General features: G+C 57.6%; 19 protein-coding genes. 2 read left to right on the forward strand and 17 right to left on the reverse strand.

The features are described 5' to 3' along the window. Window positions 1-224: 224 nt before the first annotated feature. Genes dinG through ACSSVV_RS00865 form a run of 5 tightly spaced genes read right to left on the reverse strand, consistent with a single transcriptional unit; the run spans window position 225 to window position 7,149 of the window. Window positions 225-2,402 carry an ATP-dependent DNA helicase DinG gene (gene dinG / locus ACSSVV_RS00845; RefSeq protein ID WP_454105385.1) on the reverse strand — a complete coding sequence of 726 codons (2,178 nt, stop codon included), beginning with the start codon at window positions 2,400-2,402 and terminating at the stop codon, window positions 225-227. Next, entirely contained in the window at window positions 2,402-3,157 is a 756-nt protein-coding gene (locus ACSSVV_RS00850; protein ID WP_454105386.1) for a general secretion pathway protein GspB, read from the reverse strand. The genes dinG and ACSSVV_RS00850 overlap by 1 nt, the downstream gene beginning before the upstream one ends. 3 nt (window positions 3,158-3,160) lie before the next feature. Next, entirely contained in the window at window positions 3,161-4,849 is a 1,689-nt protein-coding gene (locus ACSSVV_RS00855) for an AAA family ATPase (protein ID WP_273029955.1), read from the reverse strand. A gap of 6 nt (window positions 4,850-4,855) precedes the next feature. Continuing rightward, on the reverse strand, window positions 4,856-6,343 hold the full coding sequence (locus ACSSVV_RS00860; protein ID WP_454105387.1) for a DUF3336 domain-containing protein: 1,488 nt from the start codon (window positions 6,341-6,343) through the stop codon (window positions 4,856-4,858). Window positions 6,344-6,366: 23 nt separating this feature from the next. Beyond that, a complete protein-coding gene (locus tag ACSSVV_RS00865) occupies window positions 6,367-7,149 on the reverse strand; it encodes an MlaA family lipoprotein (protein ID WP_454105388.1) in 783 nt (260 codons plus the stop codon). Between the two features lie 88 nt (window positions 7,150-7,237). Here ACSSVV_RS00865 and ACSSVV_RS00870 point away from each other — a divergent pair, with 88 nt between their 5' ends. Further along, a complete protein-coding gene (locus tag ACSSVV_RS00870; protein ID WP_454105389.1) occupies window positions 7,238-7,645 on the forward strand; it encodes an acyl-CoA thioesterase in 408 nt (135 codons plus the stop codon). Window positions 7,646-7,651: 6 nt separating this feature from the next. Here the strand turns inward: ACSSVV_RS00870 and ACSSVV_RS00875 are convergent, their stop codons facing one another. The 3 genes from ACSSVV_RS00875 to ACSSVV_RS00885 all read right to left on the reverse strand — a co-directional run bounded on the left by ACSSVV_RS00875 (window position 7,652) and on the right by ACSSVV_RS00885 (window position 14,624). Further along, entirely contained in the window at window positions 7,652-8,773 is a 1,122-nt protein-coding gene (locus tag ACSSVV_RS00875; protein WP_014421346.1) for a beta-ketoacyl-ACP synthase III, read from the reverse strand. 126 nt (window positions 8,774-8,899) lie between these two features. After that, entirely contained in the window at window positions 8,900-12,820 is a 3,921-nt protein-coding gene (gene hrpA, locus ACSSVV_RS00880) for an ATP-dependent RNA helicase HrpA (protein ID WP_454105390.1), read from the reverse strand. A 127-nt stretch (window positions 12,821-12,947) separates the two neighbouring features. Further along, a complete protein-coding gene (locus tag ACSSVV_RS00885; protein WP_228223539.1) occupies window positions 12,948-14,624 on the reverse strand; it encodes a long-chain fatty acid--CoA ligase in 1,677 nt (558 codons plus the stop codon). Window positions 14,625-14,847: 223 nt separating this feature from the next. Between ACSSVV_RS00885 and ACSSVV_RS00890 the strand changes: the two genes are divergently transcribed. Beyond that, window positions 14,848-15,333, forward strand: a complete 486-nt coding sequence (locus ACSSVV_RS00890; RefSeq protein ID WP_011785079.1) for a MaoC/PaaZ C-terminal domain-containing protein — start codon at window positions 14,848-14,850, stop codon at window positions 15,331-15,333. 13 nt (window positions 15,334-15,346) lie between these two features. Here ACSSVV_RS00890 and ACSSVV_RS00895 read toward each other — a convergent pair whose 3' ends face one another. The 9 genes from ACSSVV_RS00895 to ACSSVV_RS00935 are packed head-to-tail and all read right to left on the reverse strand — an operon-like array spanning window position 15,347 to window position 23,845. Next, window positions 15,347-16,312 carry an AgmX/PglI C-terminal domain-containing protein gene (locus ACSSVV_RS00895; RefSeq protein WP_014421342.1) on the reverse strand — a complete coding sequence of 322 codons (966 nt, stop codon included), beginning with the start codon at window positions 16,310-16,312 and terminating at the stop codon, window positions 15,347-15,349. Continuing rightward, entirely contained in the window at window positions 16,305-16,793 is a 489-nt protein-coding gene (locus ACSSVV_RS00900) for an ExbD/TolR family protein (RefSeq protein WP_011785081.1), read from the reverse strand. The genes ACSSVV_RS00895 and ACSSVV_RS00900 overlap by 8 nt, the downstream gene beginning before the upstream one ends. Beyond that, complete coding sequence (locus ACSSVV_RS00905) at window positions 16,790-17,320, reverse strand: ExbD/TolR family protein (protein ID WP_023010082.1); 531 nt, start codon at window positions 17,318-17,320, stop codon at window positions 16,790-16,792. The genes ACSSVV_RS00900 and ACSSVV_RS00905 overlap by 4 nt, the downstream gene beginning before the upstream one ends. A gap of 40 nt (window positions 17,321-17,360) precedes the next feature. Next, entirely contained in the window at window positions 17,361-18,011 is a 651-nt protein-coding gene (locus ACSSVV_RS00910; protein WP_014421339.1) for a MotA/TolQ/ExbB proton channel family protein, read from the reverse strand. Between the two features lie 26 nt (window positions 18,012-18,037). Further along, window positions 18,038-18,409, reverse strand: a complete 372-nt coding sequence (locus ACSSVV_RS00915) for a hypothetical protein (RefSeq protein ID WP_022991139.1) — start codon at window positions 18,407-18,409, stop codon at window positions 18,038-18,040. Next, window positions 18,406-18,894 carry a tetratricopeptide repeat protein gene (locus tag ACSSVV_RS00920; protein WP_036148514.1) on the reverse strand — a complete coding sequence of 163 codons (489 nt, stop codon included), beginning with the start codon at window positions 18,892-18,894 and terminating at the stop codon, window positions 18,406-18,408. The genes ACSSVV_RS00915 and ACSSVV_RS00920 overlap by 4 nt, the downstream gene beginning before the upstream one ends. Next, complete coding sequence (gene bamD, locus ACSSVV_RS00925; RefSeq protein WP_454105391.1) at window positions 18,891-21,710, reverse strand: outer membrane protein assembly factor BamD; 2,820 nt, start codon at window positions 21,708-21,710, stop codon at window positions 18,891-18,893. The genes ACSSVV_RS00920 and bamD overlap by 4 nt, the downstream gene beginning before the upstream one ends. Then, window positions 21,707-23,347: a hypothetical protein gene (locus tag ACSSVV_RS00930; RefSeq protein WP_454105392.1), complete on the reverse strand. Its 1,641-nt coding sequence runs from the start codon at window positions 23,345-23,347 to the stop codon at window positions 21,707-21,709. The genes bamD and ACSSVV_RS00930 overlap by 4 nt, the downstream gene beginning before the upstream one ends. Before the next feature lie 18 nt (window positions 23,348-23,365). Beyond that, entirely contained in the window at window positions 23,366-23,845 is a 480-nt protein-coding gene (locus ACSSVV_RS00935; RefSeq protein WP_022991135.1) for a hypothetical protein, read from the reverse strand. Window positions 23,846-23,863: the final 18 nt, after the last annotated feature.

The raw sequence follows: 23,863 nt of genomic DNA on the forward strand, positions 1-23,863 counted from the left end.
GCCTGGTCACTACGCCCTTTGGACGATCCGTTTACGCCCCTTTAAGCCCTATCATTTAACCATGGTGAGGTTAACGCCTTACCTCGAAATCTGAAATTCAGGCCTTCAGACTTCTTGTTCCGCGTTGTTTCGACGCCCGGGTTCGTTAAGAACCCCTTCCATGAGAGCCACCCCTTGCGGGCTGGCTCTTTTTTTATGGGTCAGTTTACAGATTTGCGAGAAACCTAATGTTCAATGATGCGGCGAAACGGCGGGAGTGCATCCAACAGCAACTGGCCGTAGCGTCGCGCCACAATCCTGCGGTCCAGAATGGTCACCCGCCCCGTGTCCTGTTCCGTTCGCAGCAGGCGGCCAACGGCCTGTACCAGTTTGACAGAAGCATCCGGCACCGTGATTTCCATAAAGGGATTGCCTCCGCGCTGGGTCACCCACTCGGCCAGACTGGCTTCAATGGGGTCATCCGGTACCGAAAAGGGCAACCGGGTGATCACCACGTGGTGCAGATAGCGCCCCGGCAGGTCAATGCCCTCTGCAAAACTGGCCACACCAAACAGTACACTGGGCTTACCTTCGTCAACCCGGCTGCAATGCACCCTGAGCACCTCATTCTTGGCCATATCGTCCTGGGTCAGGATCAGTTCCGGGTATTCAGGCGCCAGCGCATCACGAACCTGCTGCATCTGACGGCGCGACGTGAACAGGACCAGTGTTGCCTTTTCTCCGGCCCAGAGCTCCGGTAAACGCTTGACCAGGGCATCGGCGAAACCATCGTCGGTAGGCATCGCGACCATGGCCGGCACTTCCACCGTCGCCATTTCGGCGTACCGGAAAGAACTGGGCACTACCAGATAACGGCTGGCCTCAGGCAATCCGGCCCGTGAACGAAGGCGATCAAAGCGCCCGAGCGCCGTCAGCGTGGCGCTGGTAAGTACCGCTCCGTAAGCCCTCGACCACAATCTCGAATAAAGCAGGTTATCGGCCAGTACCGGCGAGCTGAACAAGGTAATGTCTTCTGCATGGTCCCAGCGCTGGCGCACTGCCCACCTTGCCGCCGGTGGGCCTTTACGGGCAGGAGCTTCGACCACCGGCTCCTCTTCATCACTGACGATGGCGACACCTTCGCTCCAGGCAATCCACAACCGCAGCTGATCTTCCGCCCTTGCATGAAAGGAACCTACTACCGGATACCAGGAATCTGCTGTGTCCCGGTCCAGCTCCGGATCCTTGCGCTCATCGAATGCGCTCTGGAGTTCATCGACCAATGTTCCGAGGTGCCGACACAACCCTGCCGTGGCGATTCGTGTTTCCCCAGCCAGTTCGGCCAGCTTCTCGGGCAAGGCACCATCCGGATACCGCCACTGGGCACTGCGGCGCTCTTCGTTGAATTCCCAGCCGGTATTCTGCTCAACCTCTTCGTACACGCGAGTGAGAGCCAGGTCCAGGTCCCGGCCCGCGGTACTGATCTTTTCAACCGCTTTGGCGGCCTGGGAGCCCGCTGGAAGCCAGGGCTGCATCTTGACCAGCGCCTGGGAAAGCTGTTTCAGCCATTGCCGGGTGGAGTTCAGCGGCACTGACGCGGCGAAATGGTTCAGGGCCTTGTCTGGCAGGTGATGGGCTTCATCGAAGATGAACAGCGCGTTCTCCGGCTCCGGGAGAATGGCACCACCGCCCAGGGCCAGATCCGCCAGCACCAGGTCGTGATTGGCCACCACCACATCGGCATCGTCCAGATCCTTGCGGGCATCAAAGAACGCACAACTGTCAAAGTAGGCGCAGTGCCGGTTGGTGCACTGGCGATGATCAGTCGTCACCTGACGCCAGATTTCATCGGGAATCTGTTCCGGCCAGTGATCCCGGTCGCCGTCCCAGTCCCGGGAACCATAACTGGCAAGCATGTTTTCAAAGGTGGCCCGGCTACGGGCTTCGTCGTCTACCGGCTGATCCAACAGGAACAACGGCATGGTATCGCTGTCACCATGGCCCTCATCGTGCAGCCTCGCTTCCAGTCGCGACATACACAGGTAACGACCACGGCCTTTGGCAAGAGTCCAGCTGAAATCCAGCTTGCTGTGTTTACGCAGGTCTGGCAGATCTTTCAGAACGATTTGATCCTGAAGCGCCACCGTGGCGGTGGAAATCACCAGAGTCTTGCCAAGGGCTTTCGCCACCGGAATGGCGGCGATGAGGTAGGCCAGCGTTTTACCTGTACCGGTACCAGCCTCCACCACGCAGGTAGCCGGCGGGGAAGTGCGCTGGCCATCGTTATCGGTGATTTCCCCCATATACCGGGCAATCTCCGCAATCATCAAGCGCTGGCCATAACGGGCACGGATATCCTTGCCCGCCAACACATCCCGATAGGCTTTCTGAATCTGCTGTTTAACGTCCTCGGTCAGCGCCATTATCTCGGGCTCACCCAGTCACGCACGGTACCTACACGGAAAAACTGGCCGTTCTTGCTGAGCACCACGCCGTCTTCGGTAATACGTTCCACCAACAGCGGCCCAAAGCCATCTCCCGGTTTCAGGTAATGACCATTAATCATCACCCGACTGGCGGAAGGATCAGATGCAAAAATATGACTGTTAAAGGTCAAATCAGGGACACTCTTCTGAAAAGAAAGGGGCAGTTCCACGAGATGAGGCACCCTGCCCTGCGGCACCCGTTCCGTCAAGGCAGATTGTGGTAACGGCTCACTTTCGGACCGACTTGGAACAATGACGACAGGTTCGTCCCAGGACTGCTGGTTGACCCCGGACTCATCTGACATGGCATCATCTGCCTCAGTGACCACACCTGTACCTGTTGCCTGAGACAGGTCCTGCCCTCCGGAAACCCGGACCGGATCCGCTATTTCAGTCTCTGGAAGCGGCTCAGGCTCAGGCTGAGCCGCCGGCACATCGGGTACCGGTTCGGACTGTTCCTGGGCTACAGCAGGAGCCTCCTGCACCGTCACGATCTTTGCGTCTCGCTCCGGCCAGAACAACCAGGCAAGCACACCCGCGTTCACTAACAAGGCCAGTGCAACCCACACCACGGCCGATACCGGCTTACGTTTGGGGCGGTATACCATCTGTACCGGTTGTCCGAGATCAGGCGCTTTGCCCTGTCGGCGCTCCGCTTCAGATTTTCGGAGCGCATCGAGAATATACGACATACGCTACCCGCTCCTGACCATCACCGACGAAACCAGACGTGGAATATTCTCGGCCAGATCGTTGTTCATCTGGATAATGGTCATGGCGCCTGCAATACCATCCACAGTGAGCCCACGTTTTTCCTGATACCAGCGCACCTGGTCCGTCATCTCCATACGCTTCACCCGGGCCGCCTCCTGCCCACCACTGCTCAGACGCTCTGCAAGCTCCATCATCCGGGCACCGATCCATAACTGCTGGCCAGAATCATCGCCGTAGAAACCATCGCCGGTCATGAATTCAGGAATTCGCCAAAGTACCCTGAAATCACCGTACCAGTATTCCTCAATCTCGCGAAACGGCACTTGTTGGCTGCCCACCGGCGTCGCAATCATGGCCAGCTCACCATCCAGCTGTTCCACAACTACCTGGCGGGTACGACCGCGTTCATCCCTTAACTGAAGGATGGCCGGCCGATTGATAAACTCCAGGCTTCTCCGACTGCCCTGGCGTTCAAGGCAGGCCAGCCCTACCGTTGCGGCGTAATCACAGGCGATCGGGTTGGCCGACGGTTCATAATTCTTGCCCCACAGATCAAACAAAGCGCCGAAGGCCTCAGCCAACGACTGGGTGTGCTGGTTGAACACGAACCCCTGCGATGTTGGCTCCGGCGCCACGATTTCCGGCTGGTCAGAATCTGATACCGTTTGGGGCTCAGGCTCTGCCTCCCGTTCAATCACACCTGCAACGGACCGTTCGGCCTTGGGCTCGGCGAGTGCCGGGGTGGGTGAACCAGGAAGTTCAAGCAGCCACAAGGTGCCAATGATGGCCAGTATGACCGAGGCGACAACCAACCATACATGACTGCCCCGGCTTCGGAACGTCCCGCCGGCCGGGGCCATCGCCAGCCCGCCATTGACCTCTTTTGCCGCTTTGCGAATGTGGGTGACGGAGATCAGATGATCTCCCTCCGCATAGGCGCCGAGCAGTGCCCGGTCGCTGATCAGATTGATAAGCCGGGGTACGCCCTGACTTTCCCGATACAGTCTACGGACCGCCCCGGGGGTAAAAATATCACCCCGCATACCGGCAACATTAAGCCGGTACTGCAGATAGGCAGGCAATTCCTGCCGGTCTATTGCATCCAGGTGGTAGCGTGCCGTGACCCTTTGATTAAGCTGGCGAAGTTCCGGCAGAGCCAGGATCTCCTGCAATTCCGGCTGGCCAAGCAGAACAATCTGCAGCAGTTTCTTTTCCGAGGTTTCCAGGTTGGTCAGCAGGCGCAGCTGTTCGAGCACCTCAGCAGAGAGGTTCTGGGCCTCATCAATAATCAACACCTTGTGCCGGCCCGCAGCGTGGGCTTTCAACAAATCCTGGTTGATGCTGTCGACCAGGGTTTTGATACTGGCATCAGGTTGATGCGCTATTTCCAGTTCATCACAAACGGACGACAACAGTTCCCTGGCGGACAGGCGCGGATTCAGGACCAACGCAATATCCACATGTGCCGGCGCGTTTTCTATGAAGCAGCGGCAAACCGTGGTTTTACCGGTGCCCACCTCGCCAGTGATCACAATGAAACCGCCCTGCCCCTGCACACCGTACATCAGGTGCGCCAGTGCTTCCTTGTGGCGATCGCTGAGGTAGAGATATCGGGGGTCGGGAGCGATTGAAAATGGCGGCTCACGAAAGCCGAAGAAATCGTAGTACATGGTTCCTCAGGGCCTGGCCGGGGTATCACCGCTTACCAGTTTGAGTTCCGCTGCGCGCCGGTTTTGCTGTTTCAGGCGGCGAACGCAACGCTCCAGGGTTTTCGAGATCCGTGCGTGGGAGCGGATCATGGATATCTTGGGCCAGGTCGCCCGCTCACCTTCCAGAATCATCTCACGAACATACTCAGGGCTCGGGTTGGCAAGCATACGCCGAAAATGCCGCAGGGAATAGTTTGGTGCGATGGTCACATCGCCGGAGTATCGCTGAGCCATAATGGTATACATCTGGCCGGAAAGCTGCCGCAGGATCTCTGGCCGAACACGTTTTCGAAGGTAATCGAATACGCCTTGCCCGTGGAACTGTATCTCGGATTTCAGCAAGTGGGACGGCAGATTGGTCAGCGACAGTTTTTCATCCTGGCCACGATCCGTCAGAAACGGCACCACGTGAGGGTTGGTCTGGCTGACAATGGTGAAATTTACATCATAAAGGTGCATCAGTCGTTCAATAGGCAGATCGCTCACAACAGAGCCGTCCACAAACTTGAGCCGCGGCATGTAGGGCAGCGAATTACCGTTAAGATCTTTTTTCATCAGCGTTACCGGCGGGAAAATACCCGGTACAGCGGCACTAGCCAGGGCAGCACTCCACACCAACAGGTACGGTGACGTGTAACCGCACAGCAAGCGGGCTTTCTGATGCGCCTGCACCGGAGACACACTGATATTAATACTGCGCCCCGTGCGCTGGTAGGCTTCCTCAAAGGTATAGTCGCCAATATTCTCCCGCAGGCATCGGCGCAATGTGTCCTGATCCATCAGACCGGTTCCGCGCATGGCGCTTAACAACCCCCGCCATTTCCATGCTTTCAGGTTATGGCTTTCAGGCACCAGCATTTCAGGAATTTCAGCATCGGTATGAACTCCCAGAATGCCGGCGATAATGGCGCCGATGCTGGAGCCGGCAATCACCTGCGGCAAAAGGCCTTTCTCCCAGAGCGCCTTGATAACCCCGAAATGGAACATGCCCAGACTGGCGCCACCACTCAACAGTAAGGTGGGCCGCCCGTAGCTTGTCAGGGTGTCGCGGAAAAACTGCAGTTTGTCATACACCGGGAAGCCAGGGACCGGGTGGTCACACAGGTAATCCAGCGACTCACAGACCTGAGTGATATATTCTTCAATCAGGTGTTTGGTACCGACGCGGGAGCGGGTGTACAGCGCCGGATTCCCCATGTTACCAAGGTCGTGATGCAACCCTTCCCTGAGCGCGCGCTTCAGGCGCTCGAAATCATTCTGTTGGCGATACTGCTTGAGATTGGACAGGCGATCATAGATCAGCTCGTAATGGTAAAGATCGGAGGCAAAATCCTCTTTCCATTCAGCATTGCCCTCAAGAAAATCCAGCTCCAGTGCGGCCGCTTTCCACTGTTCATAATTCGAGGCCTGCGCCAGCATTTTTCGGAAACGGGTTATTCTCGGGTCCTTGATCACCTGTCGCCTCCCGGCTTGTACACTCAGAAATCGTCGAGCATCAGATCGTCATCATCACTCGCGAAAGGATCTTCGGTGATCTTACCATCGTTAATCAGGAATTCACGACGCTGCAGGAAGGCATTGCGCATAAACGTGTACCGATCCCCGGAAATGAAATTCTCCGCCGGGATCAGGTCTGCCCGCTTATCCACAATCTGGAGCATTCGCAGGTAATACCATTCGGGGTTCTCGACCGAGTCCCACGCCGAAGGCAGCATGAACCCGTCCGCCGCCATACCCGTGAAATACCGGGGCGTGGACGGCCCAAGCAACGGCAGCATCAGGTAAGGACCGGAATCCACTCCCCAGGTTGCCAGGGTCTGGCCGAAATCCTCTGGCCGCTCGGGCAGCTCGAAGGCGTTGGCAACATCAAAGAAACCACCAAGGCCGAAAACCGTGTTGTAGGTAAAACGGCCAAACGCCACAACCGCAGACTCACCCTTCAGCTGCAGAAGGCTGTTGGTGAAGTTACGGATTTCGGTCAGGTTATTGAAAAAATTGGTAATCCCCCGGTCCACCAGATCTGGTGTGACGGTGCGATAGCCCTTGGCTACCGGCCGGAGAAACCACCGGTCAATAGCATCATTAAAGGCGAAGACCTTTCGGTTCCAGTTTTCATAGGGATCGCCGGTTTCAACCGGCATAGTCTGTTCACCCGGGGGCTCCTGAAGATTCTGGGCCGTGGCCGGATTAAAGACCGCCAGGGCCGGGAAAACTGCGATGACCATCCAGGATGACCAGCGCCGGGACTTACGCTCTTTCATGTCGCTCTCTTGGGTTGTTTAACCTGTTCAGTTTCGTCAACAATACCGGCGCTTTATTATTATTTTTCAACCTTCCGGAGGAAATCCGATGTCAGTACCGGGAAATCCCGTCAGCTCCCTCACCATGGCACTGCGATGGGGTGATATGGATGCATACGGCCACGCCAATAACACAGTTTACTTTCGTTTCTTTGAAGAAGCCCGGATTGTCTGGCTTGCCTCACTGGAACTCGGTGGTGCCAAAGACGCCACCGGGCCGGTCATTATAAAGACCAGCGCCACATTCCTGAAGGAGCTGACTCACCCCGCCAATGTGGTGGTGGAAACTTACGCGGACAAAGCCGGAAATACCAGCCTGGACACTTACCACCTGTTGAAAGACAAGGATACCGGAGATATCTACGCGGAAGGCTATGCGAAAATCGTCTGGACGGACCGGGCGACACGCAAATCCACCCCGCTGCCAGATACCCTGCGGGCACTGGCAGCGAGATAAACCTGCTCAGCGGTGGCGAACCACGACGCTGCCAATGGAATAGCCGGCGCCGAATGAGCAGATCACGCCCAGATCGCCGGCTTTCAGATCGTCCTTGTATTTGTGGAACGCGATGATGGAACCAGCGGAACTGGTGTTAGCGTATTCGTCCAGAATCACCGGAGCCTCTTCCACACTGGCATCGCGACCCAGAACCTTGCGCGCAATTAACTGGTTCATGTTCAGGTTGGCCTGATGCAGCCACATTCGGGTGAGATTATCCGGGCTGAGGGAAAGGGATGCCAGGTGGCCCTGAATGGTCTCGGCCACCAGGGGCGAGACTTCCTTGAACACCTTCCGCCCTTGCTGGATAAACAGTTTGTCCGCCTTGCCAATGCCGGATTCATCGGCACGATTGAGGAAGCCGAAGTTATTCCGGATGTTGTTGGAAAACTTGGTTTTCAGACGAGTACCCAGAATTTCAAAACCCTGGCCGGCTTTGGTGTCTTCCTCACGCTCAACCAGTATCGCCGTGCAGGCATCACCGAAGATAAAGTGGCTGTCCCGATCCCTGAAATTCAAGTGGCCGGAGCAGATTTCCGGGCTGACCACCAGCACCGAACGTGCTGCACCATTTTCGACCGAGTTGACTGCCGCCTGCAGGCCGAAAGTGGCAGAACTGCACGCCACGTTCATGTCATAGGCAAAGCCTTCAATACCCAGGGCTTCCTGCACTTCAATGGCGATGGCCGGATACGGCCTTTGCAGGTTGGAACAGGCAACAATGACGGCATCGACATCGGCCGCCGTTTTACCCGCCTGGGCCAGGGCTTCCTTGCTCGCGGCCACAGCCATATCACACTGTACCGACGGTTCATCGTTGCTGCGCTCCGGAATGTAGGGGGTCATCCGGTGGGGATCAAGAATACCATCCCGATCAATAACATGCCGGCGCTTGATACCGGAGGCTTTTTCAATAAAGGCAGAAGACGAGGGTTGCAGGGCAGCGACCTCACCACGGGCAATTTCGTCGGCATGCTCGTTGTTGAACAGCTCCACGTACTGATTGAACGCTTCAACCAGTTCATCATTCTCGATAATGGCGGGCGGCGTATACAGGCCGGTTCCGCTGATGACGGCTTTAATCACAATAACCCCACGTCACAATTATAAAAACGGTTTCTGACATCACGATGTCAGAAATACTAACACAGTCCGGCAGAATTGCCCGTGGGACTATCGTCCAGTGGCCCCGTTATAGTGCATCCGAAAACGTTATATACGGGTCTTTTCCCATTGTTTATCCAGCCGCTTCGCCGAAACCGTCATTACCGTGCCCAGTTGTTGGGCAAAAAACGACACCCGGAACTCCTCCATCATCCAGCGGTAGGTTTCCAGCTCCGGGTCTCGCACGCCCTGGCGCTTCTGTTGCTCCAGTTTCGCGGCATACCGCGCCCATAATGGCTCAATGGTGTGAAGAAATTCCCGCTCACGGCCCATTTCCCGCGGCATTTTTTCCAACCGGATGTCCGCCGCTTCAAAGTAGGTGCCGAACCGTTCCAGCCACTGAGCCGGGGTATTGACCAGGAATCCCGGGTACACCAGATGTTGCAACTGGAATTTGAGGTCAGCCATGCTTGCCGCCAGCGCCAGATTGATCTTGCCCTTGAGCTGTTTCGCGACTTTCTGGTAGCCGTTCATAGCCTGAAACAGACGCTCGTCAGCAGCTTCCAGAGCAGGAATGAAGTCCCCCCGGTGGCGGTCGAACAGCTCTGCGAACGCCTGTTCGGTTCTGGGCAGTTGATCCGCCAGAAAATGCTGCATAACCGTCGACAACACCAGATCATCCAGCAGTCCCTTTGCCTGGCCGATCGGTGCAAACATCAACGCAGACTGCTTGAACCGGGGCAGCTTTCGTTCAAGATCCACCAGGGTATTGCCGAACCGGTTCACAATCAGCCGCGCAACGCCGCGACGATGGGTATCCTCGGCGGTGAGCTTGTCCAGGCAACGAGAAGCCCGCACCTTATTACCCAGATCTTCCAGAGCCGGGTACACCGTGACCTGCATACCGCCTTTTTCTGTTTGAACCTGCTCCGGGAAGGCGCCGAATTGCCAGTCGGTGTATTCACCCGCCTGTTTTTGCCCGGGTTCATCTCTCGTCGCCGAGGCCAGCGCTTCTTCGGCCCGGCCCTCCAGTCTGGCCTGGAGCTCATCGGTGTCTCGGCTTTCGGCGATGACCTTGCCTTTATCGCCGGTCACCCTCAGGTTCATCCTCAGGTGGCGGGGCAGCTCCTCCTCCGGCCAGGCATCCGGATCAATCTGGACCCCCGTCATGCGACGCAGCTGTTCGCCCAGTTTGATCGCCAGAGGCTCATTGCCCGGCTGCAGGTTGGCCAGCGCGGCGTCGACAAAGTCCGGTACCGGCACAAAATTTCGGCGCAGCGCTTTCGGCAGACCTTTTACCAAGGCAATGCATTTTTCCCGAAGCAGCCCCGGTACCAGCCATTCCAGACGTCGGGCGGGTATCTGTCGCAAAGCCATCAAGGGCACGTTGAGGGTGACACCGTCGCGCTCACTGGTTGGCTCAAATTCGTAGCTCAGAGGGTACTTCACCCCCTCCCATTCCAGGTAGTCGGGATACTGCTGGGCCGAGGACTCATCCAGAGGCCTTTGCAGAACGTCGGCCTCTGTCAGCTCCAACTTCTTCAGTTCCTCGGCAGATAATCCTTTCCACCAGGACTCAAAATGTCGGCCACTAACGATATCCGATGGCAGTCTCTGATCGTAGAACGCCACTAAAACTTCATCATCCACCAGAAGATCCCGCCGCCGGGTTTTCTTCTCCAGATTCTCGACGGTATCCAGCATTTCGCGGTTACGGGCAATAAACGGCGCCCTGGACTGGAAATCCCCCTCAACCAGGGCACGGCGAATAAACAGATTCCGGCACTCGGCGGGGTCTACCTTAGCGTAAGGAATGCGGCGCTTGGGGACCACATCCAGGCCATAAAGTGTGACCTTCTCATACCCCATCACCTGCGCACGCTTCTGCTCCCAGTGGGGCTCAAAAAAGTGGTGCTTTACCACGTGGCCGGCCAGCGGCTCCACCCATTCGGGCTGAATGGCCGCCACCATTCGGGCAAACACCTTGCTGGTTTCGACGATCTCGGCCGCCACAATCCACTTGGGTGCCGTCTTGCCAACTTTGGAACCCGGGAAAATCATTACCTTGCGGTTTCGGGTGGCCAGATACTCCCGCTTTTCCACTTTCACCGCCACCTGGCCAAGCAAGCCGGCCAGAATGGCTTTATGCACTGCGTCGTAGTTGGCCGGCTGGCTATTCAATGTCAGCTTCTGCTCCCGGCAGATCAGGGTGAGCTGGCGGTGAATGTCCCGCCACTCACGCATTCGCATCCAGCTCAGGAAAGTTTTCTGGCACAGTTTCTTGAGCTGGTTCTGGGACAATTCCTGCCGCTGCTCCTCAAACCAGTTCCAGATATTCAGCAGGGTAGCGAAATCCGATTCCTTGTCGTTGAACGGTGCGTGAGCCTGGTCGGCCGCCTGCTGCTTGTCCTGTGGGCGTTCCCTGGGGTCCTGAACGCTCAGGCCGGCAATCACAATCGACACTTCCGCCAGACTGCCCTGCTCTGCTGAGGTCACCAGCATCCGGGCTAACCGGGGATCCAGCGGCAATCGGGCCATGGTGCGCCCAAGCCTGGTGACACGCCGTTTGTCATCGACGGCGCTAAGCTCTTCCAGCAGCTTGTAACCATCGTTGACCTGACGACGGTCCGGCGCCTCAAGAAACGGAAAATGCCGGATCTCACCCAGTCCGGATGTCGCCATTTGCAGGATAACGGAGGCCAGGTTGGTTCTCAGGATTTCGGGATCGGTGTATTCCGGGCGGTTCAAAAAGTCCGTTTCGTCGTACAGACGGAAACAGATCCCCGGCGCCACACGGCCACACCGGCCTGCCCGCTGGTTGGCACTGGCCTGGGAAATCGGTTCAATTGGCAGCCGCTGTATTTTCGAGCGCACACTGTACCGGCTGATGCGCGCAACGCCGGTATCAATCACGTAGCGAATACCGGGCACGGTCAGCGAGGTCTCAGCCACGTTGGTGGACAACACAATCCGCCGTCCCTTGTGGCCCTGAAACACCCGGTTCTGTTCCTGGTTACTCAGGCGGGAATACAACGGCAACACTTCGGTATGACGCAGGTCGGCGTGGCGCAGCACCTTGCTCACGGCCCGGATCTCGCGCTCGCCTGGCAGAAAAACCAGTACATCGCCCGGAGGCTGCTTTTCCTGGCGTTCATGCTGTTCAATCTCGTCCAACGCCGAGAGAACACCATCGGTCCAGCCCTGATCCCTGTCGTCCTCGTCCCCAACCAGGGGGCGATATCGAATATCTACCGGAAAGGTACGACCGCTGACTTCAATCACCGGCGCTTCGTTGAAAAACTCGCTGAAGCGCTCCACCTCGATCGTGGCCGAGGTGATGATGACTTTCAGATCCGGGCGCTTCGGCAACAGTTGCTTGAGATAGCCGAGCAGAAAATCAATATTCAGGCTGCGCTCGTGGGCCTCATCGATAATCAGCGTGTCATAGCGATCCAGAAAACGGTCATGCTGCACTTCTGCCAGAAGGATGCCGTCGGTCATTACCTTGACCCGGGACGATTCCGAGGTGTTGTCGGTAAACCGCACCTGATACCCGACCTGCTGGCCTACCGTCTCACCCAGTTCTTCGGCAATCCGGCTGGAAACACTGCGCGCGGCGATACGCCGGGGCTGGGTATGGCCAATAAGCCCGCGGATGCCCCGCCCCAGGTTCAGGCAAATCTTCGGAATCTGAGTGGTTTTACCGGACCCGGTCTCACCAGCAATGATCACCACCTGATGGTTATTGATGGCATCACTGATGTCCTCGACGCGATCGCTGACCGGCAACCCGGCGGGAAAGGTGGCCGGCTTGTGCAGAGCCTGACGCTTACGTACCTTCTCCAGCCCCTGATCCAGCCATTGCGCCATCTTTTCCAGATCCTTATTGCCGGGGCTACCCTTACAACGGCTTACACGGCGAATGATGCGGGCGGCCTCCTGCTGGTTACAGGCGTCCAGCTGGCTCATCATCGCTTTGACGGCGGCCCGGGGGTCAACAGGAGTATCGGAACGAGTGTTGTCAGTCATTAACAGCTGCAGGCTCATCAATGGATAGGTGGAACGTCAGGGCGAAACAGTCTAACGAAAACCGGAGCCAAGAAACACAAAGACCCCGCCGAAGCAGGGTCTTTGGTTGGCATGAGGGCCTCGCCTGTTACTTGGCGTTGGCCTCGTCCCGCAGCTCACGGCGCAGGATCTTGCCTACGTTGCTCTTTGGCAGTTCATCACGGAACTCAAAGTGCTTGGGTACCTTGTAGGCGGTCAGACGCTCCCGACAGAACTCCTTGAGTTCGTTGGCGGTTACACCTTCTTTGGTGGGCACTACATAAACCTTCACCGCTTCACCGCTCTTGGCATCGGGGATCCCCACGGCGGCACACTCCACCACTTTCGGGTGTGTGGTCACAACATCTTCGATTTCGTTCGGGAACACGTTGAAACCGGACACGATGATCATGTCCTTCTTACGATCCACAATGCGGATGTAACCGTCTTCCTGGATCAGGGCCACATCGCCGGTCTTCAGGAAACCGTCATCGGTGAACGACTTCTGTGTATCATCCGGACGCTGCCAGTAACCGCGCATCACCTGCGGGCCTCTTACACACAGTTCCCCCGGCTCGCCGACCGGTGTTTCATTGCCGTCGTCGTCAATGGTTTTGACCACAGTGGACGGAATCGGCAGACCGATGGTTCCAATCTGGATGGCGCTGCGGGGGTTGAAGGTAACCACCGGCGAGGTCTCGGTCATACCGTAGCCTTCGCTGATTTCGCAACCGGTCACACGCTGCCACATTTTCGCGGTATCACTGGTCAGGGCCATACCACCAGAGGCAGTCAGCTTGAGGCCAGAGAAGTCCAGATCCTGGAAATCCTCGTTGTTGCACAGGGCCACAAACAAGGTATTCAGGCCAATAAAGGCAGAGAACTTCTGCTTCTGCAGCTCTTTAACAAAGCCGGGGATATCACGCGGGTTCGGAATCAGAACGTTATGGGCACCTGCTTCCAGCATAATGCCGCAGTTCAGGGTGAAGGAGTAAATGTGGTACAGCGGCAGCGGTGCAATCACCACTTCCTTGCCCTCTTCCACCTGATCTTCCAGCATTGGCCGGACTTGTGTCAGGTTGGCCACCAGGTTGGCGTGAGTCAGCATGGCACCCTTGGCAACACCAGTGGTACCACCGGTGTACTGCAGCACGGCCAGGTCATCCAGCTTGATGTCGACCGGGGTAAACTTTTCACGGGCACCGGCACTGAGTACCGCCGGCAGCTTATGAGCACCCGGAATGTTGAACGCCGGAACCATCTTCTTGAGGTGCTTCACCGCGGCATTCATCAGGGTACGCTTGATGGGGGAATGCATATCGGCAATCTCGGTCACGATCACGTGCTCGATGCCGGTATGAGGCAACACCTTCTCCGCGTTGTCGGCCATATTGGCCAGAACAACCAGAGCCTTTGCGCCAGAATCGTTAAACTGGTGCTCCATCTCACGAGTGGTGTACAGGGGGTTGGTGTTCACCACAATCAGGCCAGCGCGCATGGCCCCAAACACAACCACCGGATACTGGGTTACGTTCGGCATCTGTACCGCAATGCGGTCGCCCGGTTTCAGGTCAGTCTTGTTCTGCAGCCAGGCCGCGAAGTTACGGCTCTGAGTATCAAGATCCCGATAGGTCAGGGTAACGCCAACTGCTGTAAACGCAGGCTTGTCTGCAAACTTCTGTACCGCCTGCTCAAAAACATCCACCATGTTCTTGTATTTATTGAGATCGATTTCCCGGGGGATGCCAGCTGGGTATTTGTCTTGATAGAACTGCTCAAAATCCATCACCATCTCCTGTCTGATTGGCGCTGTGGGGTACTACCGGATGGGTTCAGAAGCCCCCTGATTGTAATGTTTTGCCAAGACCGATCGCTCGGGAAAATCAACCCGACGAAAGTATCAGCCTCAAAAAAGTGGGGAGAGAATAGCAGTTTTGTTAACGATGAGGTAGTTTTCAGATCAGCAAACGGTACAACCGTACTCGAACACTGAATCACCGGAGCCTGTGATGAGCGACACCCTGGATACGCTGGAAAACATTACCTACGACGAACTGAACGAAGGCGATTCAGCCACCTTCACACGCACCCTCACCGAAGATGAGCTGGTGCTGTTTGCTGCAGTATCCGGGGACGTAAACCCGGTGCACCTGGATTCGGAGTTTGCCGCAGAATCCATGTTCCGGGAGCGCATCGCTCATGGTATGTGGAGTGGCTCACTGATTTCTGCCGCCCTGGCCACAGTCATGCCCGGCCCCGGCACCATCTACCTGGAACAGAGCCTGTCGTTCAAACGACCGGTCAAGCTGGACGACACACTGACCGTCACCTTGTCGGTGCTTCGCAAGGAACCTAAAAACCGTGTCTCTTTTGGCTGCGATGTGCGCAATCAGAACGGTGATCAGGTGGTTACCGGCGAGGCCAAGGTGATTGCCCCCACCGAAAAGATTTCGTTGCAAAAACCCCGCTTGCCGAAAATCACCATTGAAAACTGAGTTTCGGCTGGCATTACCCCGGAAGGAAATCGATGGGGAATCGTACCTTCCGGGTTTCCACATTGGCTGCCCCGAAATTGAACATCTGTACGCGCAAAGCAATGCGCTTCTCCAGCATCGGGTGATCCAGTTCAGAACCCACCACGTCACAGGCTGAGACACTGCCATCCGGCTCAATCACCAGTTCCAGGGTAACCTTACCCTCAAGGGTTGGATCCTGCCTTAACTCCCGCTGGTACAGCGAATAGAGCACGCTCTTCTGGGCATCAAATACTTGCCGGATATTGCTCATGGCACGCTCGCCCACTGACGGCCGGGCGGGTTCCGGCTGGCTTGCCACCTGAGGCGCGGTTTCCCGGGGAGCGGCTACGTCACTGGTTTCATGCTTTGCCAGTTCGACTTCCCGAACTGGCCCTTCGCGGGTTTCAACACCGCCGCTGCCTTGCAGTACCGAATCATTCGGCGTTTCCGGTGCCAGGCCAACCGCCTGACTGTTATTAACATTCGCGACACGCTGCACCTCAGGTGCCGGAGTGTCCACAGACGTCAGAGCACTGAGCCGGTCTTTCATGGCAAACAGGCCGGAACGTGAGGCGGTTTCACGAGCCTGCTCGGTCGTCTGCGGCGCAGGCTTCGGCTCCGTTTTTGCGACAGTCGGCTCAGGACGGGTCTGTGGCGGCTCCTCAACCTGCGTCGGTTCCGGCTCTGGCTCTGGCTTGGGTTGCTCAGGTTCTGGCTCCACAACCGGCTCGGGTGGCTCAACCGGCTTGGGTGGCTGTACCAGCTTCGCCAGCCGAGGCGGCAATTGCTCCGCCTGTTCACGCTCAGGTTCCGGTACCTGCAGGCCCGGAATAATGAGGGCAGGAATCAGAAACAGCGCCAGCATCAGCCCGGTTATCAGGCCGAAGCGGCCTGACTCTGCTCTGTCCCTGGACCAGGGCAGCCGGGAAGGTTGCGACAGCTCCCTGTGATCAACCATTACGAACCTCCGACTCCACCGCCAGTCGTACCTGCCGGAACTGCTCATCGACACAGGTCTGCATGATCTTTCTCAGCAACCGGTAATCGGTATCTTTCGCTGCCATAATCGTAACTTCAAGACCGTTTTCCGGTACCTCAGCCCAACGGTTCCTTCGGTACGCCAACTCTTCGGACAAGCCGGCAATGCGAGTATCCGTGGCTTCTATGCCGTCCAGGCGCGCCACTTCCCGGCCCTGGACCAGAATGGACTGGCCGACCACCTGTACCGTCAGATTTTCCACGGCTTCCTGTTGGGCGGTCGAACTGGGCAGGGGAACATCCGCAGTGTTCTGCATGACCTTAACATCCGAGGAATTCACCATCAGGAAGAACACCAGGATGGTAAAGATATCCATCAGTGACACCAGGTTCAGGCCACCCGCCTTGTGCATCCGGCCATAGTGTCGCTGGCGCAGTCGGGCTCGTCTCGACAACTTCACGCGCCTTCTCCTTTGCCTTCCATCGGTCGCGCGGCCAGATTGCGATCCTCACCAGCATCCATCAAAGACACATCCGGAAAGAGCTCTGCTTCCACAACGCTCGCTGCCACCACCGCCTGGTAAGAGCGCACCGTATCCATAACCGACACCAGAGTCTGGTAGTCAACGTCTGGTCCGACTTCCAGGATCACGTCCGTCTTGTCGGGCATCCGGGATTTAATCTGCTGCAACAGTTCACTCAGCCGTGAATAGGCCTGGCCCTGCCCGGTAACAGGCAACACATCAATGAGGCCGCGGTCGCTGTCCGCCACCTCAATACCCTCCGGGAGGACCGTCACCACCAGCCGGAACGATTCGGCATCCGGCGCCTGCCCCGCTTCCATGCCCGGAAAGTTAAGCTCGATCATCCGGATCTGGCTGAACACCATGCCCAGAAGCAACACCGGCACCAGCACAATCATCAGATTGAGAAAGGCGGTAATGTCGAGGTCTGCCGAGGCCGTCAGTCTGCGATGTCGACGTCTCATGTTCGGCTACTCCTGATCAGATCCTGGATTGCCGGCACCATCAGGCGGCCGCCGCCGGCCGGTTTGCGGACTCAGACACCATGTTAAGGAGCTTGACCCCCGCCATTTCAAAACTGTCGACAATCTCGTTGGTGCGGGTCTGCAGTACCGCATGGAACAGGAGCAGCGGAATGGCCGACATCAGGCCAAAAGCAGTGGTATTCATGGCCACTGAAATACTTTCCGATAACAGCGATGCCTTCTGCGCGGGGTCTGCGGCAGCAACCGCGGTGAATGCCGCAATCAAGCCAATGATGGTGCCAAGCAAGCCCAGCAGCGTCGCAATGTTGGCCAGGGTGGCGAGATACTGCGTGCGCTTTTCCAATCGGGGCAGCACTTCCATCAGCCCCTCTTCCATCGCGTATTCGATGTCTTCACGCCGGCAGTTATTGATCAACCGGGCAATGCCAGCGCCAAGCACTGAGGCAATTGCGCTGTCTGAGCTGGACGCCGCCTTCATGGCGCGCTGGTAATCACGTTTTTGCAGGGCGGGCAGAATGCCGCGCTCAAATGCCACCCGGTTTCGACGGCGAACCGCTCCGAGATACAGGAAACGTTCCAGAGTGATCGCCAGCCCCAGTGCAAGCACAATGGCAATCGGGTACATGAAGGGACCACCCTCCTGGAAAAAGCGGATAACGGTATCAAGCATGGTGTAGTTCTCCATCTACTGCGACGTTACGGTTGCGACTCGACTGGTGCGGCGCCCTGCCCTGCAGAAAGCGTTGGTGTCAGCACAAGGGGGTTCAGGGTTTCGCGGAACTGGCGGTGGTTCTCCAGAACCGGTTGAGGTACCGGATGCAAAAGTTCCGGTGCCTGTTGATTGAGTTCGGTTCTCGGGCGCCGGGGCAGGCTCGGCGTTTGCCAGGGCAATATGTACAGAATTCTCGGATCGTCTTCGCCGGTGCCAGCGGAGAGCCCCCGTACCTGCAGAACGTTCTGTTGGCTCTGCCCCGCCTCACTGATCCCTTCTGCGGAATAGCCGATGGCCGGCCAAAGTAACAGAACAAACAGGGGGAAACCGCAGCACGTTAACCTGGACAGCATCATTCCAGCCTCCGTTCAAGATCTGCAATCCAGCCGGCAACCTGCGAGCCTTCCTCCCCCACCAGGGACTGATATTGCTGGTAATGTTCCAGCGCCTTGTCGAGGTCCAGCAGGTAGAGCTCCGATATCACCGCCAGGTTGTAATGCAGTTCCGCCACCTTCGGCGTCACCTTCAACCCCGCTTCCAGCATCTCGGCGGCTTCCTCAAAGCGCTCCTGCTCTTTAAGAAGCAGTGCCAGATTGTTGCGGACCCTCACGTTGGCAGGATCCGCCGCAACCGCCTGGTGCCAGGCCTCCAGCGCCGTCTTCCGGTCACCGGCTTCGTAGGCCTGCCGGCCCTGCCGCTCCCACTCTTTTGACTGTTCCGGCTGATACACCGGCGCCACTTTTTCAGGTGCCGGCGCTTTGGAAGCGCAGCCAGCCAACCCCGCAAGAACCAGAAGAAGTAAAAACCGGAAAACCTGGGGTATCCCTCTCAACCTCATCATGAGCCTCCCTGATTGGTGTCCGTCGTCCAACTCATCCAGCGAAGCTGTCGGTCGTAGCGCCCGGGGTGCATGGTGGCCAGGGCCTCCAGGCTGCGCTGAATCCACTCATCGAAACCCTCCGTGGGGATACGTTCGTGGTTGCGGGCGTGCAGCGCCATGGCCTCTTCCTCAAGCGGAAACGCTTCCTCTTCCAGAAGCATCTGATACTGCATCGCTTCCATTTCGTTCAGCTCTGCGGGTATTTCAGAGGACATGAGGTCAGACGCCAGTGTTCGATAGAGTTCTGCACGGCGATATAAAACCTCCGAACGAACCCCCTCGCCGGCAAAGGACTCCGCCTCCTGCAGGTACTCCTGAGCCTGCTGCATGGCGGCCTGTTTTCGTGCAAGTGACTTCTCCAGCGGGTGAGCCAGAGCAATACCGGCAAAACGCTCTGCCGTCTGTGCACCAAAGAACAGTGCCGCATCTGCCGCCCATTGCAGGGTATCGTCGGAATGCCACTGGCTGGCTCTTTCCTGAGCCAGCAGTTGTTCACGCACAGCAACCGCCGAGTCTCCCGATTCGATCAAGCGCTGGCGCATGGTCTGCTGTTGAACATGCTCCTCGGCGGAATCGGGCGTGGGTGCAACCGCCAGCCAGTTTTTGTAAAGCTGGTTTCTGGAAGCGCTGTCACCCTCTGCGTGGAAAATGGCCGCAGCACGCAGCCTGGTGGGCCACGGGTCCGCAAGCGTTTCTGAGCGACTCAGCAGCTCCTCCGCGGCTTTTAATCCCTGGCCAGATTCCTGATAGGCAAGAACCAGCTTCTCACTGGTTTCAGGCGTAAGCTCATGACTCGGATAATCCATCCGGAAGCGTTGGAGTTCATTGATGGCAGCCAGCCAGTCGGATGCCCGAAGCAGGGTATTCGCGGCATCATAGCGAGCCTTGATCGCAATTTCAGAGCCCGGCATAACGCCCTCAACCCTCTGGAAATGCGCCACGGCCAAAGTTGCGTCGCCGGCACGAGCAGCCTTTTCACCCTGCTGATAGATAGCGGACGCGAGTTGTTCCAGAAGACTGCGCCTTTGGCTTTCTGCATCCGGGCTGGCTTCGTCAGCCAATGGCAAAGCCTGGCGCCACGCACGTTCAGCTAGCCCAAATTCGTTGTTTTTCTGTCGAATACGTGCGGTCACCAACCACGCGGCGTAACGCTCGGTAACCCCCGCCCGCTCCCAGGTCAGTGTAGAACTGGCGTATTGCAGGGCACGCTCGAATTCGCCCAGGTCGTACCAACGGTTGGCAAGGTCGGCACGGAGCCCCGACAGACGTTCATCCGGGCCAAACGCCTCTGCATATTGCTGCTCTTCGTTGCTCAGGACGAGCAGCGTCGCAGTTCTGCTCTCTCCTGATGCCAGCTCAAGATCCTCACGAACAATTCGGATCGCGGCCCAGGCCGAATCCCGGGAATCCCCGTGGCGATGGTCGTAGGCTGCGGCCCGGAAATTCCTGACGGCTTCAGCCCGATCGCCAGCCAGTAACCGGGCATCGCCTGCGAGATGGAGCAGTTCCCCGGCTTGATCCGAGCGAGGTGCCAGCCGTTCGTAATAATGGGCGGCTTTGGCCCAGGCTTCACTGGCGGCAGCCGTTTGGTTCCGGCTACTGAGGTCTGTACCGGTGGCGTAGTAGTGATCAGCGAGGAAGCGGGTGTATTGCGCCCAAAGCCCCTTCTGCTCAGGAGTCATCGTCTGGAATCGGGCCTCTGCCCCCAAACGCTGGACGTAATCATCCCGCGCCGCCAGAGCTTTTGAGGTATTACCGGCCAGTTGCCAGTAGGACACACTCTGGGCCAGGAAATCCGGGCTCGCTGTGTGGCCCGGAAACTCGGACACAAAAGCGTTGTTGACTGACACCGCCCGTTCATAACGACGTTCCACCGCATGCAGATCCGCAAGCCGGTCGTATAACAGATGCTGCCATGCTGATGACTCACGACCATCCAGCCAGCCGACAAGGGTCCGGGCATCACTCTGGCGGGACGCCATCAAAGCCAGCACCCGGAAGGTGTCCTCCAGCATATCCATGGACTGCGCCGGCGGGTTGACCAGCGTGGATTGGTCTGGCAATTGCTGATCCAGTACCGCCATGAACGTCGCTGCCGCGCGGGTCCAGGCGGGCTCACCCTGTTTAAACTGACTCCAGCCGAGCATGTAGCGGGCTTTGGCGGCGAGCTCCTGATGGCTGTCATGCTCCAGCAACTGCAGGTAACCGGCCTCAGCCTCTGCGTAACGGCCGGCGGAGAAGGCCGCTTCCGCTATGCGAAAACGGGCCTCAGGTACCAGTTCCGAGTTCGGGTAAAGCCCAACAAGCTGTTTCAGTCTTGCGATGGACTGCTCCGGTTGACCGGTCAGCGCGTGGGCCTTGGCCATCTGGTACAGCAACTCGTCGAGACGCCCGGAAAAGGACCCTTTGGCCAGAATGCTTTCGTAGCTCTCGAGCACTTCCTCATAGATGGCCGCTTCCCGCTCTTCGGAGAACCCGACGTCCTCTCCCGACCTATCACGGATGTTGTTGAGCCGGTTCAGGGCGTCTATCCGCACTTCAGGCTCATCCGAGGACTCAAACAGCTTCTGATAACGGCGAGCCACTTCAAGAGGCGAAATCGCCGGCAGTGGCCGGCTCTCAAATTTCAGAAACACCGGGCGCATATCCCCCAGGGTTTCACCATCCCGCCCCAACTCCACGCGGAACGATTCCTGCGCAGAAACCGGCGCTTGGGCCAACGCCATAATCATGACAAGGGATGCCGCAAAGGACTTCGGAGCAAAAGGCAGATTCACTGTGCACCCTCCCCGAGATTTTCCAGAGCGAGATACTCGTAGAGATGGGCGATTTGCTGCTCGGTTTTGTCCAGCGCGTGAGTCATGCGCTGGGTCTGCGTTTTAACAAACGCCAGTGCCAGTGCATCCAGTTCTCGCGCAGCCTGCTCCCGGAGACTGAGGGTCTTGTAACGTAAATCCTTGGTGGCGTCGCTCAATGCACGAGCTTCGTCCAGAACCGTCTCCAGGCGCTCAGGCCTTTGGAGGATCTGCTCATTCAACGCGCCCATGCGGCGGCCGGCTCCTGCCAGGGACTGTTTTAGCTGACGCAACTCTGTGACCTGGGCAGGCGTTGCCGCCTGCTCCACCAACCCATTCAATCTGGATTCCAGATCACTTTGCTGCTGCTCAAGCACCACGGTTTGTGACGCCGCCCCCCCTGAACCGGCCGAGGCCATAAAGCCTTCAAGGGCCTGGATGAAAACCTCCAGGTTGTACTTGCTCGCATCCAGTGTTGCGACCATCTCATCAAGGCGCGCCACCCTCCGCACCGCCACCTGGGCCCCGGGTTCTTCCATGAAGCGCAGAAGATACGCCATTCGTGGCTGGGTTAACGTTCGGTTATCGGCCAAAAACCATTGAATGTCGTCGCTACGGGCATCCTGAACCAGAGCTTTGTAGGCTCCTTCAGCCGTGATCCTTTCGGACAACTTGCCAAGGGTAACCCGTTCTCCCTCATAGGCCGCGTTGGCTGCCAACCAGGATTCTCCCGCCTGGCCCGGGTACCCGGAAAGATCGTAACCACGGCCCATACCAATCCACGCATCTGAAACACCGGGAAACGCCAGCGGAAATTTCTTGGCACGGTGCCAGCTCTGCATGGCGACACGGTGGTTACCTTTGCGCGACAGCGCCAGTCCATGAAGGTAGAGAGCCTGAGGTGTGTGATAGCTTTCCAGAGAGACCTTCTCCAGGAAATCAATCGCTTTGTCGTAATCTTCGCTACCCAATGCAAGATAGCCGGCCCGGAGATTGAGCTGATCCAGCAGTGCCCGGCTCCGGCTGGTGTCGGTATCCTTGGCAGCCATGGCCATGGCAACCCGGAGCGAAACCAGGGCCCGTGACGAATCGAGATCATCGCGGGCGAAATCCGCCGCCAGGTTCATATAGCCCACAGCCGCCCAGTAGCCATCTTCCATACGCGCAAGGTATTGACCGGCCGCGTCGGTCTTCCCTTGTATTCTGGCCAGCTCCGCCAGACCAAGAAGCGCTTTTTGAGCCACTTCGCCATAGCCGGTTCGGCGCGCCTGTTGGTACCAGTTTTCCGCACCGGTGAGATCGCCATCTTCCTGTGCCATTTCAGCCAGAGCCAATGCCGCTTCGCCACGGTGAGACGCACCGTTAAATACACCCTCAAACCCAGCCCTGGCCTCGTCATGCTGCCCCGAGGCCAGCATAAGCCGGGCCTGAAGGTAATCGGCCGATTCGCCTTCAAGCTTCATTGCCAACCCGACAACCGAGGAAGCCTCACCGGTATCCAGCGCAAAGCGAACCACACCAGATGCCAACGAGTTATCCATGGCATTTGCTACCGGCGTTGCCACACCTGCCAGCATCGCTGCCATGACACCAATACTGTTTCGGAGGAACAGAGACATGCGCCCATTCATGGCCGGTTATTTCCACTCAACAAATGAGACTTCCGGTTCATAGTCCGGTGCCTTGGCGTTCAGCGTCATCTGCAGGCGCAAAGTGCCGGGCTGTTTCCGGAAATCGTGGACAATCTCCCGGCGCACGAAACGATTGTTGGCCGCCCGGGCGTTGATCACTGCCTTGAGAGTATGTCTTCCGTCCGCGAGGTTGCCGATAAACAGTTGATGTACACCGCCCTGGCCCAGTGAGCTCCGTTCGTTTTCTGTGTACAGATGAGCGGTAACCGGCTGCTCATTGACGAACAGTTCTACCGAATCCAGCTCCAGGGCCTGCCGGTTCGCCAAAGACAGAAAAACCGCCACCCGGGTATTCACCGGGTGCAGCAGTTTCTGCTCAAGGGCATGCACACTCGCGGTATGCCGGGTAATGTCAGCGTTCAGACGCTCGATCTGCTCATCGAGCGACGATGCGTGGGAGGTTGCCGCCATCGCGGCAATGATCATTCCGGATATACAAAACCC

Source organism: Marinobacter sp. MBR-105 (assembly GCF_053628895.1).

What these genes read in the sequence shown, in the direction of transcription:
- dinG (WP_454105385.1), bottom strand. Translation starts at nt 2,402, where the DNA reads ATGGCGCTGACCGAGGACGTTAAACAGCAGATTCAGAAAGCCTATCGG.
- ACSSVV_RS00850 (WP_454105386.1), bottom strand. Translation starts at nt 3,157, where the DNA reads ATGTCGTATATTCTCGATGCGCTCCGAAAATCTGAAGCGGAGCGCCGA.
- ACSSVV_RS00855 (WP_273029955.1), bottom strand. Translation starts at nt 4,849, where the DNA reads ATGTACTACGATTTCTTCGGCTTTCGTGAGCCGCCATTTTCAATCGCT.
- ACSSVV_RS00865 (WP_454105388.1), bottom strand. Translation starts at nt 7,149, where the DNA reads ATGAAAGAGCGTAAGTCCCGGCGCTGGTCATCCTGGATGGTCATCGCA.
- ACSSVV_RS00870 (WP_454105389.1), top strand. Translation starts at nt 7,238, where the DNA reads ATGTCAGTACCGGGAAATCCCGTCAGCTCCCTCACCATGGCACTGCGA.
- hrpA (WP_454105390.1), bottom strand. Translation starts at nt 12,820, where the DNA reads ATGACTGACAACACTCGTTCCGATACTCCTGTTGACCCCCGGGCCGCC.
- ACSSVV_RS00885 (WP_228223539.1), bottom strand. Translation starts at nt 14,624, where the DNA reads ATGGATTTTGAGCAGTTCTATCAAGACAAATACCCAGCTGGCATCCCC.
- ACSSVV_RS00890 (WP_011785079.1), top strand. Translation starts at nt 14,848, where the DNA reads ATGAGCGACACCCTGGATACGCTGGAAAACATTACCTACGACGAACTG.
- ACSSVV_RS00895 (WP_014421342.1), bottom strand. Translation starts at nt 16,312, where the DNA reads ATGGTTGATCACAGGGAGCTGTCGCAACCTTCCCGGCTGCCCTGGTCC.
- ACSSVV_RS00905 (WP_023010082.1), bottom strand. Translation starts at nt 17,320, where the DNA reads ATGAGACGTCGACATCGCAGACTGACGGCCTCGGCAGACCTCGACATT.
- ACSSVV_RS00910 (WP_014421339.1), bottom strand. Translation starts at nt 18,011, where the DNA reads ATGCTTGATACCGTTATCCGCTTTTTCCAGGAGGGTGGTCCCTTCATG.
- ACSSVV_RS00915 (WP_022991139.1), bottom strand. Translation starts at nt 18,409, where the DNA reads ATGATGCTGTCCAGGTTAACGTGCTGCGGTTTCCCCCTGTTTGTTCTG.
- ACSSVV_RS00920 (WP_036148514.1), bottom strand. Translation starts at nt 18,894, where the DNA reads ATGATGAGGTTGAGAGGGATACCCCAGGTTTTCCGGTTTTTACTTCTT.
- ACSSVV_RS00930 (WP_454105392.1), bottom strand. Translation starts at nt 23,347, where the DNA reads ATGTCTCTGTTCCTCCGAAACAGTATTGGTGTCATGGCAGCGATGCTG.
- ACSSVV_RS00935 (WP_022991135.1), bottom strand. Translation starts at nt 23,845, where the DNA reads ATGATCATTGCCGCGATGGCGGCAACCTCCCACGCATCGTCGCTCGAT.